This is a genomic window from Microbulbifer aestuariivivens (assembly GCF_039545115.1).
Lineage (GTDB): Bacteria > Pseudomonadota > Gammaproteobacteria > Pseudomonadales > Cellvibrionaceae > Microbulbifer > Microbulbifer aestuariivivens.
This window is the reverse complement of sequence record NZ_BAABRT010000017.1, coordinates 50,382-67,327: the sequence shown is the minus strand read 5'-3', so window position 1 is coordinate 67,327 and position 16,946 is coordinate 50,382. Positions and strand designations below refer to the sequence as shown.

At 57.9% G+C, this 16,946-nt stretch carries 13 protein-coding genes and 1 tRNA gene; 11 read left to right on the top strand and 3 right to left on the bottom strand.

The genetic code is table 11. The features are described 5' to 3' along the window. Window positions 1–170: 170 nt before the first annotated feature. Window positions 171–1,526, top strand: coding sequence for a glutathione-disulfide reductase (gorA, locus tag ABEA58_RS10850; protein ID WP_345551416.1), 1,356 nt, complete (start codon window positions 171–173; stop codon window positions 1,524–1,526). Window positions 1,527–1,949: 423 nt separating this feature from the next. On the opposite strand, the gene hpf is transcribed toward gorA, so the two are convergent. Beyond that, window positions 1,950–2,306, bottom strand: a complete 357-nt coding sequence (hpf, locus tag ABEA58_RS10845) for a ribosome hibernation-promoting factor, HPF/YfiA family (protein WP_345551414.1) — start codon at window positions 2,304–2,306, stop codon at window positions 1,950–1,952. Window positions 2,307–2,779: 473 nt separating this feature from the next. On the opposite strand from hpf, the gene ABEA58_RS10840 reads away from it, so the two are divergent. Next, the gene (locus tag ABEA58_RS10840) at window positions 2,780–4,285 is read left to right on the top strand and encodes a hypothetical protein (RefSeq protein ID WP_345551412.1); all 1,506 of its coding nucleotides are present in this window, start codon (window positions 2,780–2,782) and stop codon (window positions 4,283–4,285) included. A gap of 132 nt (window positions 4,286–4,417) precedes the next feature. On the opposite strand, the gene thpR is transcribed toward ABEA58_RS10840, so the two are convergent. Further along, the gene (thpR, locus tag ABEA58_RS10835) at window positions 4,418–5,047 is read right to left on the bottom strand and encodes an RNA 2',3'-cyclic phosphodiesterase (protein WP_345551410.1); all 630 of its coding nucleotides are present in this window, start codon (window positions 5,045–5,047) and stop codon (window positions 4,418–4,420) included. A 175-nt stretch (window positions 5,048–5,222) separates the two neighbouring features. On the opposite strand from thpR, the gene ABEA58_RS10830 reads away from it, so the two are divergent. Both ABEA58_RS10830 and ABEA58_RS10825 read left to right on the top strand, forming a co-directional pair. Continuing rightward, on the top strand, window positions 5,223–5,708 hold the full coding sequence (locus ABEA58_RS10830) for an Hsp20 family protein (RefSeq protein ID WP_345551408.1): 486 nt from the start codon (window positions 5,223–5,225) through the stop codon (window positions 5,706–5,708). 139 nt (window positions 5,709–5,847) lie between these two features. Further along, window positions 5,848–6,381 (top strand): class I SAM-dependent methyltransferase, encoded by a 534-nt coding sequence (locus tag ABEA58_RS10825; RefSeq protein ID WP_345551406.1) that lies wholly within the window; start codon window positions 5,848–5,850, stop codon window positions 6,379–6,381. Window positions 6,382–6,401: 20 nt separating this feature from the next. Here the strand turns inward: ABEA58_RS10825 and ABEA58_RS10820 are convergent, their stop codons facing one another. Next, entirely contained in the window at window positions 6,402–7,388 is a 987-nt protein-coding gene (locus ABEA58_RS10820) for a GlxA family transcriptional regulator (protein WP_345551404.1), read from the bottom strand. 144 nt (window positions 7,389–7,532) lie between these two features. Between ABEA58_RS10820 and ABEA58_RS10815 the strand changes: the two genes are divergently transcribed. The 7 genes from ABEA58_RS10815 (at window position 7,533) to clpP (ending at window position 16,776) form a co-directional block, all read left to right on the top strand. Next, window positions 7,533–9,389, top strand: a complete 1,857-nt coding sequence (locus tag ABEA58_RS10815) for a beta-ketoacyl synthase (protein WP_345551402.1) — start codon at window positions 7,533–7,535, stop codon at window positions 9,387–9,389. 74 nt (window positions 9,390–9,463) lie between these two features. Next, window positions 9,464–10,153 carry a helix-turn-helix domain-containing protein gene (locus tag ABEA58_RS10810; protein ID WP_345551400.1) on the top strand — a complete coding sequence of 230 codons (690 nt, stop codon included), beginning with the start codon at window positions 9,464–9,466 and terminating at the stop codon, window positions 10,151–10,153. A gap of 443 nt (window positions 10,154–10,596) precedes the next feature. After that, complete coding sequence (gene fadB, locus ABEA58_RS10805; protein ID WP_345551398.1) at window positions 10,597–12,744, top strand: fatty acid oxidation complex subunit alpha FadB; 2,148 nt, start codon at window positions 10,597–10,599, stop codon at window positions 12,742–12,744. A 167-nt stretch (window positions 12,745–12,911) separates the two neighbouring features. Next, window positions 12,912–14,087 (top strand): acetyl-CoA C-acyltransferase FadA, encoded by a 1,176-nt coding sequence (gene fadA, locus ABEA58_RS10800; protein WP_345551396.1) that lies wholly within the window; start codon window positions 12,912–12,914, stop codon window positions 14,085–14,087. Window positions 14,088–14,340: 253 nt separating this feature from the next. Continuing rightward, window positions 14,341–14,425, top strand: a tRNA-Leu gene (locus ABEA58_RS10795). Window positions 14,426–14,642: 217 nt separating this feature from the next. After that, entirely contained in the window at window positions 14,643–15,953 is a 1,311-nt protein-coding gene (gene tig / locus ABEA58_RS10790; RefSeq protein ID WP_345551394.1) for a trigger factor, read from the top strand. Between the two features lie 175 nt (window positions 15,954–16,128). After that, window positions 16,129–16,776 (top strand): ATP-dependent Clp endopeptidase proteolytic subunit ClpP, encoded by a 648-nt coding sequence (gene clpP, locus ABEA58_RS10785; protein WP_345551392.1) that lies wholly within the window; start codon window positions 16,129–16,131, stop codon window positions 16,774–16,776. Window positions 16,777–16,946: the final 170 nt, after the last annotated feature.

Here is a 16,946-nt window from a genome sequence, read left to right as displayed (position 1 = left end):
CAAAAAAGAGTCAAACCGGCTTGTGTGACAAGCTTCACGAATGTACCAACTAGTGAGGTTTGGCTGTATGTTTTCTCCTGTTATGAGACTCGCTCGACATTTCCGGCGAGTTTTTTACACTGTTCACCAGTCCAGTAATGGCCCTGTCAAAGGAATTTTAGGAGCGAGTTTTGGCTGATTTTGACTACGATTTGTTTGTAATTGGCGCGGGTTCCGGCGGAGTGCGGGCTTCGCGGATGGCTGCGGTTTCAGGAATGCGCGTGGCGGTGGCGGAGGATCGCTATTTGGGCGGTACCTGCGTCAATGTCGGCTGTGTGCCGAAGAAACTGCTCGTTTATGCCAGTGGCTACGGAGAGACTTTCGAGGACGCAAAGGCCTTTGGTTGGCAGAACGAGGGCGCCACTTTTGACTGGCCCACCCTGCGGGACAATAAAGCGGCCGAGATCGGCCGGCTGAACGATATCTATCGCAACCTGCTGGCTAATGCCGGTGTCACCGTCATTGATGGCCGGGCCAGGATTGAAGATCCTCATACCGTCGTTGTCGGTGAGGAGCGGTACACCACCGAGCGGATACTGGTTGCCACGGGAGGCTGGCCTTTTGTGCCGGATATCCCCGGCCGCGAGCATATCCTGACCTCTAACCAGGTTTTCTCCATGGATACATTCCCCAAGCGAGTGCTTGTGGTGGGTGGGGGGTATATCGCGGTGGAGTTCGCCGGTATTTTTGCCGGTCTCGGCGCTGAGACACACCTTTCCTACCGGAGAGACCTGTTCCTGCGTGGCTTTGATCGGGATATTCGCACTTTTGTCCGGGATGAGATGGGCAAGAAAGGCGTTCATCTGCACTTTAATCAGCAGGTGGAGAAGATTGAAAAGCAGGACGATGGCTCATTGCTGGCTCATGCTGCCGAGGGTGCGCCGCTGGCTGTGGATATGGTGTTTTATGCCACAGGCAGGGTTGCCAATACCCGCGGGCTGGGGTTGGAGCAGCTGGGGGTGGTCATGCATCGGGACGGCACTATCTCTGTAGATGATAATTTCCGCACCAGTGTGCATTCGATCTTCGCCCTCGGCGATGTCACCGGGGAGCCCCAGTTGACCCCTGTTGCTCTCGCCGAGGCGATGGCGCTGGTGAAGCACTGGCAGACAGGCCAGGCGGCCGAAATGGATTACAACAATATTCCCACGGCGGTTTTCTGCCAGCCGAATATCGGTACGGTAGGACTCTCCGAGGAGGAAGCTCGGGACTCGGGAATCCCTGTGACCATCTACAAGTCTGACTTTCGCCCCATGCGCAACACCGTCAGCGGCCGCGACGAGCGCACTTTGATGAAGCTGGTGGTGGATTCGCGCAATGATAAGGTGATCGGCGCGCATATGGTGGGTCCTGAGGCGGGAGAAATAATTCAAGGCATTGCCATTGCCATCAAGGCCGGTGCAACTAAAGAGACCTTTGACCACACCATTGGCATTCACCCGACAGCGGCAGAGGAGTTTGTCACCATGCGCACCCCAGCCAGCTAACGCCTGACGATTGAAGTTCGCTTATTTCGCGTATGAGCAGCAGGGCAGCCACCTCAACGACAGGTAGAACAACGAGTAGAACAACGAGTAGAACAACGAGTAGAACAACGAGTAGAACAACGAGTAGAACAACGAGAGTATTGTGGGTGAGCGCGAGGGTTTGATTAGCGCGGCTAAAATGCCGGGTGCGAGGGTATTGGCAGGGTGCGCAAACTGAAGGGGTGTACGAACTGAACGGGGGCGCGAACTGAAAGGGCGCACAAACTGGAAATGCCGCGTGGCTGCGAGGCTTTGCCCAAATCCAAACCCAAAATAGAAAAAGGCGATGCGCTGGCATCGCCTTTTTATTTACTTCTTCAAGGGGAAGTATGCCCGCGGCGTGTCTGGCATTAGTCCTCACACACCGAACGAGCCACTCGGGGGTTACTCTTCAGTTTCTTCTTGGAGAGCCACACTCTGGTGCCGCTTCGCCTTGCGGCGTTCTCCGCGCTCTTTCAGGCAGCGCTCTGCGGAGGCAAATGCAGCATTAACCGCACGGTGAATCGACTCATCCTCATTGCTGATGGTGAGCGGGGTGCCGCTGAGGCCTAGTTCAACAGAGGCCTTGTACTGTTTGCCTTTGTGTTTGTGCTGGTGGGGCGCTTCGAGTACCACCCGACTGCTGATGATTTCGCCACAATAACGTTCCAGCTTGTCGAGTTTTTTGGAGACGGTGTCAGCCAGGGCGGCTGATTTATCGATGTCGCGGAACACGATGTTATCGTAAGGCGTAGATTTCATGGGCATTACCTCCGGTTAAAGGAAACCTTGCAGGCCGCTGGAGCGGTTTGCTGTAAAAGGTAGGGCGCCCTTTAGGGAAGCAGCTGTCGTTTGGTAGAGCCCGGAACACTGTAGGTCGCAACGAAGATTGGCTGACGAAACAGCGAAGTTTGTTTTACGCCCGGTCCGGTCTTTTACCGCGTACGGCAAATCTATCCCTGTTACCCATAATGCTCCCGCGGAAGAAAAAATCAAGCGTTGTGATCGTAAAATTGTCACAATTTTCCCGGTGGCTCGGCTATGCAGTTTAGTGCTGAGGGAGTTTGGGGGCTGGGAGACCCCGAGCGGCGTTATCCTCTTGGGTCATTGCCCGGCTGTTGGTGTCTGCGTAGAATTAAGCGCAAACTAGAGGCTAAAGCGGTATTTGCTCGGAAAAACGTTCGGAGCTGTTCTGTTCTACATAACTCACAATAATTAGTAGCAGGTTGTTTCTTATGGCGATACCTAAGTGTTACTCGCTGATTTTGGCGGGTCTTTTGATGGTGGGGATGGATACTGCGCTGGCGCAGTCAGAGGCTTCACTGACGGGGGAGAAGAACCGGCTGGCCCGCATGGAGCAGCTGCAGGAGAATCGTCAGGTCGAGATAGAGGAGCTTGAGAACGAGCTGCTCTCATATGACTACAAGCTGGAGCAGGCCAAAGAGGCCCTGGAAAAAGCCCGGCTCAAATATGAGGCTGACCGTCGCGAGCTGCAGCTGGCCAAGCGTGACCATTTAGTCAACTCCACCGACGATACCGAACGTCAGCTAAACAAGGCCGAGCACGGCTTCGCCATGGCTGAACGGGGTGTGGACAGCCGTACCCGGCGAGTTGAATTTATTCAGTCGAATTACGATGAGTTGAACGCTCGCTTGCAGGAGGCTCGAGAAGGTATCGCCAGCGGCGAGCGCCGCATCCAGCAGCAGAGGGAAAAAATTGACAATCTTGTCGCCGCACTGTTGGCCCGGGCGGAGGAAGACCGCCGCAAAGCAGCGTTGGCCGAGCAGGTTCCTGTAGCGGCCAGCGAGGCGGAGTTGCCGCCACCGTCGGTCGCAGGCAACCCGGTGGTCATCCCGGAGCAGGCCGAGGGCATGGTACCGGCAGAGGGTGGCTTGGAAGAGGCATCCGCAGCTGCGCCAGAGGCTTCAACAGAAGTATTAGAAGCGTCAGAGGCATCAGAAGTGTCGGGGCCGGCTTTGGAAGAGCAGCCGGAAGCTGCTTCCCCCGCACAGCCGGCGGAGCGCACGGAAGGGCTTGCGGAAGCAGGCTCTGCTGGAATGCCTGAAGAGGCCCAGGAAGTGGTGCGCGAAGTGGACCCGGAGCTCCTCGACTATGTTCGTCGTGAGCGTCAGCGCCTGGACAGGCTGCTGGAAGATGGCGATGAGGGTAAGGAAACTTTCCGTTACCTTGTACTTGAGCCGTCACGGGGCGAGTCAGTGCCATTCGAGTCCCTGGGCCATGACCAGTATCGCCTGGTTGCGCCGGTGGAGGCCGGGCGGCAGACCTACAAGGTCAACACCTGGAAATTCCGTCGCACCATCCCAGAGGAAGACGCGCAGGAGCCTTACGTATTCATCCTGGACGCCAGGCGTCTCTCTAGGCCGCGCCTGGTCATGTACCCTCAGTATGCGTTGCAATCACTCGAAGGGGCCGCTTCCCAGGAGTCAGTTGACGCAAGAGCGGTAACCGGCGCGAACGAGTCGCCTCAGTCTCGTGAATTATCCGAGTCACCGGATCAGGCCCAGTCACAGCAGCCAGTCGGGTCCGAGGAGCCCTCCGCGCCGACCGCCTTGCAGGAGGCCCCCGCCGCAGAGGTCCCGTCCGAGGCAGGCGAATCACAGCTTGAATCGCAGGTGCCGGCCGAGCCGCAGCTGCCGGCTAACGCCGACGGGGCAGCCGTGCCACTGGAGTCGCTTGAACCGTTGGAGTTACCCAAACAGCAGGAGAGCGCCAGCCCCTGAAGACTGGCCTCAGAGTGTGGCATCCTGCCGCTCTGTCCCGCCCCGCTAAGCTCGCTCTGGCGAGCTTTTTTGTGCCCGGGTACGGGTATCGGCAGAAGCCTGCACCCGCTGGCCCATGAAAGGGCGGGCCATTTATGTATGCCCGGGGTCTTTGCTGTTGGCGAGCTCCGCTTCGAGAAGCGGGTGGTACTGGCTGCCACCGGGGGCCAGGCGACTCTCGTAGAGAACAATGTTGTTCAGTTCCACCACCCGATCCAGCGCCACTGGCTGGAATCGCGGGAATCCCCGCTGGTTTCGCCCCAGGGTGAAATGTGGGCGATAAGCGGCGCTCTCCGGAACCAGGCCGAGCTGGATCATCAATTCGCGACATAACCGATGCAGTCTGTCCAGGTCGGGATTTGTGAGAAGTTCCGCTGCCAGTAATCGGGATCTACTGCGTGGGAAGGGGTGGAGGGTTACGGCCCGGGCCTGACACGGCCTGCTCTGAGCTGCGATTTCGATAATGCCCGCTTCCAGTGCCGGCACAAGCTCGGATGGGGTCTCCCCCAGAAAGGCCAGTGTCAGATGCCGGTTGGCCTGGCTGGTCCAGCGCATTGCGCTTTCACTGCTTCGGCCCAGCTGTTGGCGGCAGTGGGCAACCAGAGTGTCGAGAAAAACCTGCGTGTCGGGAGCGGGGCGGATACCGATAAAAAGTCTCGGACCCTGGTTTCTGCTTTGGCCCCTGTTTTGTGCCTGCTTGGTCGCTCTGTGATTTCTGCTCATGCTCGATCCTTCTGCCCGGAAGTCCCGCTAGGTTTTCTTTTTTCGGCCCTTGAAAACTTTCCGGTGGCCCCTATCTAGTATTTACGGAGAGCAGGTTCTTTTGAGGTGCTCGCCGATCACGCCCGGTCTGCGGACGGGCAATTTACCAATATTGCTCTGAATTGAGGATATGACAATGCGTAACTTCGACTTTTCCCCCCTGTATCGTTCTGCCATCGGTTTTGATCGCATGGCGAGCCTGCTGGACAGCATGACCAGCAATGAACAGAATCAACCGGCTTACCCGCCTTACAATATTGAGCTGACCGGTGAAGACAGCTATCGCATTACCATGGCGGTGGCGGGCTTCGAGCAGTCCGAGCTCGATATCCAGATGGAGCAGAATCGCCTGACTGTTTCGGGTAAGAAACCCGAGGAATCTGCGCCGCGCAATTTCCTCCACCGTGGTATCGCGGCGCGCAATTTTGAGCGTCGTTTCCAGCTTGCCGACCATGTGAAAGTCACCGACGCCCAGCTGGCTAATGGCCTGCTGCACATAGAACTGGTGCGGGAAATTCCCGAAGCGATGAAGCCGCGCAAAATTGAAATCGGCGCCGGTAATTTGCTCCAGCACGGCAAGGCGGAGGAGAGTAAATCCACCGCCGAATCCGAAGCGGCCTGATTCGAAGCAACTTAATCTGAAGAAGCTTAAGTTGTCTCCGCGCTGCCCCCTGTGCCGCCATTCGGCGGCACAGCCCTATCATCGCGACCGGTTCCGCGAGTATCTCCAGTGCGCATATTGCGCACTGGTTTTCGTTCCTGTGGAATTTCACCTTTCAGCCCAGAAAGAACGCGCTTACTACGACCTGCATGAGAACGATGTCTCTGATGAGGGGTATCGCCGTTTTCTGAGTCGCTGTTCGGAGCCCCTGCTGGCGCGTCTGGAGGGTGCCAGTGAAGGTTTGGATTTCGGCTGTGGACCGGCGCCGCTGCTGGCCCGGATGCTCGAAGCGCAAGGGCACCAGGTAGCACTTTACGACCCCTTTTATGCCCCAGACAGCGAGGTACTGCAGCGCGATTACGATTTTATCGTGACCACCGAAGTGGTGGAGCACCTGTCCGCACCGGGCGCAGAGTTGACGGCGCTATGGTCTAAGTTGCGGCCGGGAGGGCTGCTCGCGATCATGACCAAGCGAGTGATTTCCCGCGAGCGCTTTGCCAGCTGGCACTATATACGCGACCCGACCCATATCTGCTTTTTCAGTGATGCGTCTTTTCAGTGGCTGGCGGAACACCTCGGTGCGCGGCTGGAAATTGCCGCACCCGATGTGGTTTTTTTATCGCGCCCAGCCTGAGCTGGTTAAGCGTGACCCGGTCAGGTGTTGACGCGAAATAATTTCGCGCGGACTGTGGTCCGGTAGTCGCTCGGTGTCGTGGAGAGAAATTTTTTGAACAGGGCGGTGAAATGGCCCATGTCCTGATAGCCGACTTTCTCTGCGATTTCGTTTACCGAGAGGTTGCTTGATTGCAGCAGTTCCCGCGCCATGTCCACGCGCACATTCTGCAGGTACTGCAGCGGAGTCTGCCCGGTGGCCAGCTTGAAGCGCCGGTTGAACGAGCGCACGCTCATTTCAAATTGGCTTGCCACTTCGCTCAGACGCACCTCCTCGGCACAGTGTTCACGCAACCAGGTTTGCGCCTCGACAATCTCCTCGTCCGGGTGCAGATGCACGGCGCCCTCTGAGTAGGCAATTTCTTCAAACGGCCGACGGATTTCGTGGGAGAAATTGCGCTCCACATGGCTGGCCACAGACGAACCGTACAGCTGTCGAATCAGGTAAACGGTGACATCGGCCAGGGAGTTGACGCTGGCGGCGCAGAAGAGTTTGTCTGCCTGGGTGATGAAGTATTGCCGCTTCAGTTTCACCTGAGGATAGTCGCGAGTAAATCGCTCAAAATAATGCCAGTGGGTGGTGGCCGGTTTGCCATCCAGCAGGCCCGCTTCGGCGAGAAAGCACACCCCGGTTCCTACCGCACTGATAGCCGCGCCGCGCTCGGCCTGCTGGCGCAGCCATTCGAGCAAGGCAGTGCTGCGGCGAAGCGCGGGCCGTGGATTTCGCCAGAGTGCCGGCAGGTAGATGATGTCGCTGTCCGGTACATCCGCCAGCGCCAGATCCGGTTGCAGGGGAAAACCGGAACGCGTGGATACGGCTTTGCCATCCAGGCTCGCTGTCACAAGCCTCAGGGGTTCTCTCTGCCCCTCCACCCGTGCGCGGCTCTCGGCACCGCGCAGCATTTCCAGTGGCAGCATCGTGCCGGTTGTCAGCATTTCGTCAATCAGGAAAAAAGTGACTGTGCGCATTACTTCTCCACGCCTCAAGACCTTGTTGGCCAGATAATCAATTTTGCTGGCCAGTATGTCCATAACTAGGCCGAATCGCCACCCCCTAAACTGACTCCCGTTCCAATTTGGTCAATTTCTTATCAGCTTTTGCTGGAGGACAGGATGCAGCGCCTTCCCGTTATCACCGCTTTCGGTGGCTTTAATCCCGCCGGACGCAGCTCATTTCATCGCGGTTACAAACGCCTGGTTTTGGACAAGCTAGGCGGTGCTGAACGGGAAGATGTTGTTGCTGATCTGGCGGCTCTGATGGGGCTGCGCAGTGGTGCCGATGCGGACCTGCCGGTGGATGCCGCACTGGAGCGCAGGGTGCTGGATTCCACGCTGGTACGGGAGCTGGAGACGCGGTTTTACGACTACCGCAAATGCCATTTCCATCAGCCGGCCGATCTCAGCAGTGCCGAAGGCATGACTTTTGAAATGTCCGCCCGCCAGCTGCCCGACCCATTGCCGGCTGACTGGAATGTGGAGTCTCTCGGCGATGGGCGTGTGCGGGTGCGCTGCAGTGGTTTGTCGGTGATGCTGGACAGCTACCGGGAAATCTCCGTCGGCTCAGCGGGGCAGCTGCCCACAGGCTTTGAACCCGGCGAGCACTACAACTCCCGCTTCCATCCTCGCGGCCTGCAGCTTGCCATTCTCGGCGCTTCGGATGCCGTGCAGTCACTGGGGTTGGACTGGGACACCGTGATTTCCGCTGCTGGACCGCACAATATTTCCGTATACGCCAGTTCAGCGATGAGTCAGTTGGACCCCTACGGCAATGGCGGTCTGCTGCAATCGCGGTTGCGCGGTACCCGTGTCAGCTCCAAACAGTTGGCGCTGGGCCTGACCAGTATGCCGGCGGATTTCGTCAATGCTTATGTGCTGGGCAGTGTTGGTACCACCGGTGCGGTCGCCGGTGCCTGCGCCACTTATTTATATAACCTCCGCTCGGCGGTGGAGGATATCCGCAGCGGACGCGCGCGGGTGGCCGTTGTGGGTGCCGCTGAGGCACCACTGGTTCCGGAGGTTGTGGACGGGTATAGCACCATGGGTGCATTGGCCAGTATCGAGGGATTGCGCAAGCTTTCCTCGGGCGATATTGACTTCCGTCGCGCCAGCCGACCCTTTGGAGAGAACTGCGGTTTTACTCTGGGGGAGGGCAGTCAGTGGGTCATTCTGATGGATGACGCTTTGGCGCTGGAACTGGGTGCGAACATTCACGGTGCAGTGGCCAACGTCTTTGTGAATGCCGACGGCACCAAGAAATCCATTTCGGCACCGGGGCCGGGTAACTACCTTACCGTTGCGCGAGCGATGTCGGAGACCCGCGCCGTGCTCGGGGAGGACAGTCTGCGCCACAGAAGCTTTGTGCAGGCGCACGGCTCCAGTACGCCGCAGAATCGTGTCACCGAGTCGGCAATTTTCGATCGTCTGGCGGGTGCATTTGGCATTGAAAATTGGCCGGTATGCGCGGTGAAAGCTTACCTTGGGCATACCGTGGCGGCGGCCAGTGGTGATCAGCTGATTACCAGTCTCGGGGTTTTTGACCGCGGTATTCTACCGGGGATCACCACTGTCGACCGCGTCGCTGAGGATGTGCATCACAAGCACTTGGATATTGCCCTGGAGCACCGCGAGCGCGATCCGCGGTCTCTGGATGTGGCTTTCCTGAACTCCAAGGGCTTTGGCGGCAACAATGCCACTGCCAGCGTGTTTTCTCCCAGTGTGGTGCGCCGAATGCTGGGCAAGCGTCACGGTGAACGGGCATTGACTGCCCACAGCGTCCAGAACGAGAAAGTTCGCGAACGCGCACAGGCCTATGATGCAAAGGTGAAGCGCGGAGATCTGAATGCTATCTACCGTTTTGGCGAGTGCCTGGTCAACGAGCAGGAGATTCAGCTATCCGATCAGCGGGTAACTCTGCCGGGATACCCGGAAGTGGTATTGCCTTCTGACAATCCTTTCGACGACATGGTCTGAGCCCATTGCCGGAATACGTTCCCAGGCCCCAATGCCTGGCGTAGACTGTACGCTTCCAGGGATTGGGGGGCGCCATGATGGCAGGCAGGGAATTCATACCGCAGTCAGCAGGGGGCGGTCCTGACAAAGCGATTCGCGAAGCAGGCGAGACGGTCGAGACGGTCGAGAGTCGCGGGGATCGCTCAGGTGGCGGTCCCCCCTGCGACTCCGGCAGCGAAGTCGGAGTCCGGCTCAAAGCCCTGCGCAGACTCTACGGGTGGTCGCAGCGTCACCTGGCCGAACGCAGCGGGGTCACTCATGCCACGATTTCCCTTATTGAGCAGGGGCGCGTCAGCCCCTCCATCGATTCACTGAAGAAGGTCCTCGATGGTATCCCGCTGTCCCTGGCGGAATTCTTTACCCTGAAGTTCGTTGCCGATCGGCCGGTTTTCTTTCGCACGGCTGAAATGCCTGCTGTGGACGCCGCCGGTGCAGTATCCCGATTGCTGGGTGCTTTTGCGGGTGCTGAGGAGCCTGGGGGTTTGACCATGCGCTATACAGTCATTGCCCCGGGTTCGTGTAGTGAGCCTGATCTGCGGGCGGCTGCTGGAGAGGAGGGAGGGATCATCATCTCCGGCCATCTGGAGGTCACTGTTGGCAGTGAAGTCGCGCTTCTTGGCCCGGGAGATGGCTATCTTTTTGCCCGTCACCGCCCCCATCGTTTCCGCAATCCCTGTGAGGTGGAGTGTGTGCTTGTGAGCGCCAGCTGCCCCGGTGTCCCCTGAACTTAAACCTGACCGCACATTCAGCCTTCAGGAAGGCAATCTTGGCGCCGAGCATATGAAAGAGGGCCTAATCAGCGTATAGACTGTTGCCTTCACGGGGCTCCGCCAAGGCCGAATCGATCAATAGTTGTGCGCGGCTGCGGCGCTGCCACCCGATTTGTAAGAAATGGTATTCAAACAGACGTTTGAATCTGGCTATACTAGGCGATCGCTGACCCGCTGGGGTGATTCTGTCATTCATTCTGGCTCTGGATAGGGTACCCCCGCGGCTCGCAGTGTTTTATTCGCCGGGAGCGAATGAGGCCGGTGAATCCGGCCAAAAGCAGCACCACCAGATGGGATCTGCCGATGCAGTATCTCCGTCCCCGCCGGGATCAGGCGAGGGCAGTGGTCATTAAAACTCCGACCCCGGGCATTCCGCCCGGAGAAAAAGAGGTCATTCAATGTTATTTAGTGGCAAAGCGCTAACGGTGCAGATGCTGGAAAACGGCATCGCCGAGCTCAACTTCGACCTAAAGGATGAGTCCGTCAACAAGTTTAACCGGCTCACCGTTTCCGAATTTTCCGAGGCGCTGGATGCGATCGAAGCCGCAGAGGGTCTCAAGGGCGTGCTGCTGACCAGTAGCAAGGGTGTCTTTATCGTCGGTGCCGATATCACCGAGTTCGGCGACGCCTTCTCCGCCGGCCGCGACGGCGTGGCCGAGCTGATGAACAAGAATAATGTGAACATCAACCGCCTTGAGGACCTGCCGGTTCCGACTGCCGTCGCCATCAATGGTTACGCCCTTGGCGGTGGCTTCGAGGTCTGCCTCGGATGTGACTATCGCGTAATGGGCGAGGCGGCCAAAGTGGGCCTGCCGGAAGTGAAGCTCGGCCTGATTCCGGGCTGGGGTGGCACCGTGCGTCTGCCGCGCGTTGTTGGCGTTGACGTGGCGGCTGAGTGGATCGCTGCGGGCAAGGAGCAGAGAGCGGACAGCGCACTCGCTAACCACGCCGTGGATGCGGTTGTGCCCAACGAGCAGCTCAAAGAGGCAACGCTGACCTTGTTGCAGCGAGCCATCGATGGTGAGCTGGATTACAAGGCGCGTCGGGAAATCAAGAAAACCCCGATTCCTCTCAACGACACCGAAGCGCTGATGGCTTTCTTTACCACCAAGGCGTTTGTTGGCGCGCAGGCGGGCAAGCATTACCCGTCCCCGGTAGCCGCGGTCACCTCAATGGAGCAGGGCTATAAGGTCAATCGCGATGAGGCACTGAAGATCGAGCAGCAGCAGTTTATCGACTGCGCGCAGACGGATACTGCCAAGTCTCTTGTGGGTCTGTTCCTCAATGACCAGAAGATTGGCAAAGTGGCCAAGAGCTGGGAAAAGAAAGCCGACAAAAAGATTGAACGAGCGGCAGTACTCGGCGCCGGCATCATGGGGGGCGGTATCGCCTACCAGTCCGCCTACAAGGGCACGCCCATCAAGATGAAGGACATCGATCAGAAGGGTATTGACCTGGGCTTGAAAGAGGCCAACAAGCTGCTGGCGAAACTGGTTGAACGCGGTCGTATGACGCCTGAGAAAATGGGCGAAACCCTGAACCGTATTGAGCCGACACTGAGCTATGACGGCTTCGATCAGATCGACGTTGTTGTTGAGGCGGTGGTCGAGAACAAAAAGGTCAAGAGCGCTGTGCTGACCGAGGTGGAAGGCAAGGTGAGCGACGACACGATCATCGCCTCTAACACCTCTACCATCTCTATTGACTCTCTGGCTGAGACACTGAAGCGTCCGCAAAACTTCCTCGGCATGCACTTCTTCAACCCGGTGCACAAGATGCCTCTGGTTGAGGTTATTCGCGGCGAGAAGACCTCCGACAACGCGGTTGCCCGTGTGGTCGCCTACGCGAACAAGATGGGCAAGAAACCGGTTGTTGTGCGCGACTGCCCTGGGTTCCTTGTGAACCGTGTGCTGTTCCCATATTTCGCTGGTTTTTCCATGTTGCTGCGCGACGGCGCCGACTTCCAGGAAGTCGACAAGGTCATGGAGCGCTGGGGTTGGCCGATGGGTCCTGCCTACCTGATGGATGTAGTGGGTATCGACACCGGTGTGCACGCGGAGCAGGTGATGGCGGAGGGCTTCCCGGACCGTATGGGCAAGACCTTCAAGGCCGCAACCGATGTCATGTATGAAGCCGGACGCTTTGGCCAGAAGAATGGCAAGGGCTTCTACAACTATGAAGAAGACAAGAAAGGCAAGCCGAAGAAGGTGGCCACCGAGGAGGCTTACGAGCTGCTCAAGCCCCACGTGGCGGAGCGCCGCGAGTTTGATAAGGATGAAATCGTCGAGCGCATGATGGTGCCGATGGCGACCGAACTGGCCCGCTGCCTGGAAGAGGGGATCGTTGAGTCCCCGGCTGAGGCGGATATGGCGCTTATTTACGGTATCGGCTTCCCTCCATTCCGCGGTGGCATTTTTGCCTGGCTGGACAAGGTGGGCATGGATGAGTTCGTGAAGATGGCAGACAAGTACGCTGAGCTGGGTGAGCTGTATAAGCCCACCGAGCAGATGCGCAAGATGGCTGCCGAGGGTAAAACCTACTATTAACCGATAACCGAGTCGTCGCCCCGTTTACCGACGCAGAGTGGTTGGGGCGGCAATACGTGGGGAGGGCATTGTCCGACCCGCACCCGCGGCTGCGGCCGCGCTGGCAGATCCCCTGCCGGGCCAGCCCTTAACCAGTGGGCTGGTGGCGACTACCAAGGAGAATTTCGATGAGTTTGAATCCCAGAGACGCCGTCATTGTCGACTACGCCCGCACGGCAATGGGGCGCTCCAAAAACGGTGTTTATCGCCATGTTCGCGCAGACGATATGTCCGCAGAACTGCTGAAGAAGTTTTTGCAGCGCAACGAAAAGCTGGATCCGGCGGAAATTGATGACCTGATCTGGGGCTGTGTGATGCAGCGTGATGAGCAGGGCTTCAATGTGGCTCGCTTTATCCTGCTGCGCGCGGGGCTGCCCCATACCATTCCCGCGCAGACCGTTAACCGTCTGTGTGGCTCTTCCATGTCTTCGCTGCACACCGCCGCTGCCAATATTCGCGCCGGTGTGGGTGACGTGTACGTTGTGGGAGGCGTCGAGCACATGGGCCACCTCAACATGATGGAGCATGTGAGCCCCAACCCGATGCTGGGCCGCTACATGGCTAAGGCGGCGGGTTCCATGGGCATGACAGCGGAATACCTGGCGATGATGCACGGTATTCAGCGTCAGCAGATGGATGAGTTTGGCGCCCGGTCACACAGGCTGGCCGCCGCGGCTACCAAAGAGGGCAAGTTCAACCGGGAAATCATCGCCATCGAAGGTCATGACGAAAACGGTGTGCCGATTCTGGTCGAAACGGATCAGACCATCCGTCCAGAGACCACTGTGGAAGCACTGGCGCAGTTGAAGCCGGCTTTTGATCCCAAGCATGGTCAGGTCACTGCGGGTACCTCTTCGCAGATTACCGATGGCGCTTCCGTAATGCTGGTGATGTCAGCCGAGCGCGCCAAGGCTCTGGGTCTGGAGCCTATCGCCAAGGTTCGTGAAATGACCCTTGCAGGTGTGGACCCTTCCATCATGGGATACGGCCCGGTTCCTTCCACGAAGAAGGCGCTGCAGAATGCCGGTCTGACCATTGCGGATATCGACAAGGTCGAACTGAACGAGGCCTTTGCCGCACAGGCGCTGCCGGTGCTCAAGGATCTTGACCTGTTGGATGACATGGACAAGAAGGTCAACCTCTATGGTGGGGCAATCGCACTTGGCCACCCGTTTGGTTGTTCCGGCACGCGGATTACCGGCACCCTGTTGACAGTGATGCAGAACGAGGGTGGTACTCTGGGTGTGTCCACCATGTGTATTGGCCTTGGTCAGGGCATCACCACCATTGTCGAGCGTGTCTGACCGGCTCGCTCGGTGCCGGGGCTGTGAGGGTGGATTGCCCTGATGCCCCGGCGCAGCCCCATTGTTTCGGAGAGGGCGCCTCAGGGCGCCCTCTCTGTTGTTTGGGGTTCGGGTGCGCCCGCAGCAGGTTGCTTGGCAATTTGTTGAAGCCCCCCGGCGGCTGTGGCACAATCTGCAGCCCTCGTCGCCTGGACCTGGTATTTATGCTTTAAATTGCATAGATATCAATAGGTTAGCGTCGGGGTGCAGGTTTGGGGACGTGGTGGAATTGGTAGACACGCCAGATTTAGGTTCTGGTGCCGCAAGGTGTGGGAGTTCAAGTCTCCCCGTCCCCACCAATGACTAGGAATTGGACAGCCCGTGTTACCCGCCATTATCGGCGAGGTGCGGGCTGTTTGTATTTGGCGACAGCCGGTTTGAGTGTTGCGCGGCCCCGATCCGGCGCGGCGCTATGGCAGAACTGGCGGCTGAATACATGCGTTGGCGCTCCGGCGCAGTCAGAGCGGCGCGGTAGATTGCGCCTGACTTGAATAAGAGAGTCTCACGAGGATTAACATGCAGGTTTCCATCGAAACAACTTCCGGCCTGGAGCGTCGCCTTACTGTTAACTTGCCGGCGGAAGTCGTCGATAGCGAGGTTGAGAAGCGTCTCCAGCAGGCGGCCAAGAACGTACGCCTTAACGGTTTCCGCAAGGGTAAGGTACCGATGAAGGTGGTTCGTCAGCGTTTCGGCGCCGGTGTTCGCCAGGAAGTGCTCGGTGAGGTAATGGGTCGCACCTTCTACGAGGCGGTGCAGCAAGAGCAGGTGAAGCCTGCTGGCCAGCCGAGCATCGAGACCAAAGAAAACACTCCCGGTAAAAACCTCGAGTACGTGGCTACTTTCGAAGTTTACCCAGAAGTCGAGCTGACCGACCTGGCCGCTATTGAAGTAGAACGGCCGGTGGCTGAAGTAACCGACAAAGACGTCGACAACATGATTGACGTTCTTCGCAAGCAGCAGTCCACCTGGAAAGAGACTAAGCGCAAGGCGCAAAAGGGTGACCGTGTGACCATCGATTTTGTCGGTCGCGTCGACGGTGAAGAGTTTGACGGTGGCAAAGCCGAAGACCAGAAGCTGGAGCTGGGCTCCGGGCAAATGATTCCGGGCTTTGAAGATGGCATTCTCGGTATGAAGCCGGGCGATGAGCAGGATATTCAGGTCACCTTCCCAGAGGATTACCAGGCTGAAAACCTGAAGGGCAAGGAGGCGACTTTCACCATCAAAGTCAAGTCCTCCGAGAAGCCTGAGCTGCCGGCTCTGGATGAAGAATTCTTCCAGGCTTATGGTGTTGAGGAAGGCGGCGAAGAGAAGTTCCGCGAGGAAGTTCGCAACAACATGCAGCGCGAGCTGAAAAACGCGGCTCTGAACAAGGTCAAGACTCAGGTCATGGACCAGCTGTTTGAAAAGCATGAAGTGGAAATTCCCGCAGCGCTGGTTGCTGGCGAGGTTCGCACCCTGCGCGGTCAGATGGTTCAGCAGTTCGGTGGCCAGATCAGTGCTGAAGATGCCGAGAAGATGCTCCCGGATGCCATGTTCGAAGATCAGGCCAAGCGCCGTGTGGTCCTCGGTCTGGTCGTCGGCGAGATCGTCAAGCAGAACAAGCTCGATGTGGACGCAGATCGCGTAAAGGCCAAGGTTGAAGAGCTGGCGTCCACCTATCAGCAGCCGGAAGAGGTGGTCGAGTACTACTACAACAACCGTGAACTGCTGTCTGGCGTTGAGTCAGTCGTTCTGGAAGATCAGGTAGTCGATTTCGTGCTCGACAGCGCCACCGTCAAGGAAGTGGAAAGCTCCTACGACGACGTGATCAAGCCGCAGCGAGGCTGATGCGCTAAAACTCGGCGACTGCGATCAGCAGTCGCCGATCCCTTTCCCTCCCTCCCCGTGCCGGCTGGCTTTCTCGCCTTCGACCGGTTAAGCTCAGAAAGTCCCAAATTTCAGTCCAGATCAGCTCGATCCGGGCGCTTCGCCTGATACGCCACAAAAGGAATCTTCGGTATTTATGGCACGTTTTGATAATCCCCTGCACTCGATCGATCCGCAAGCTACCGGCCTGGTGCCGATGGTTGTAGAACAGACTGCTCGCGGTGAGCGTTCCTTTGATATCTACTCGCGCCTGCTCAAAGAACGCGTGATTTTTCTGGTTGGGCCGGTAGAGGACCATATGGCCAATCTGGTCGTAGCCCAGCTACTGTTCCTGGAGGCAGAGAATCCCGACAAGGACATTCATCTTTATATTAATTCTCCGGGTGGCTCGGTAACCGCGGGGATGTCTATTTACGACACCATGCAGTTTATCAAGCCCAGTGTCAGCACCATGTGTATCGGCCAGGCAGCGAGTATGGGCGCCTTCCTGTTGTCGGCTGGCGCTCCGGGCAAGCGTTATGCAACACCGAACTCCCGCGTCATGATTCACCAGCCCAGCGGTGGTGCGCAGGGGCAGGCCAGTGATATCCACATCCAGGCTCAGGAGATTCTCAAGATCCGCAAGCGTCTCAACGAGTTGATGGCGCATCATACGGGCCGAGATGTCAGCGATATTGAGCGGGATACCGAGCGCGATCATTTCTTGAATGCTGATGAGGCAAAGGAATACGGGTTGGTGGACGAGGTGTTGTCCCGCCGTCAGGTGCTCGACCCCTCCAAATAACGAGATAACCATGCCAGCGGAACTCCCGGGATAGGGTGATTTTCCCGGCCGTTGGCGTCGCCTTTGTGTTGCCAGGTAAATGGTGATAACAAAGGGCTTGAAAAAGCCGCCAAAAGGCAGCATCTTGCTAGATAAGACCAATGGGCAGCCGGTTGACGGCGGGCCGCAGA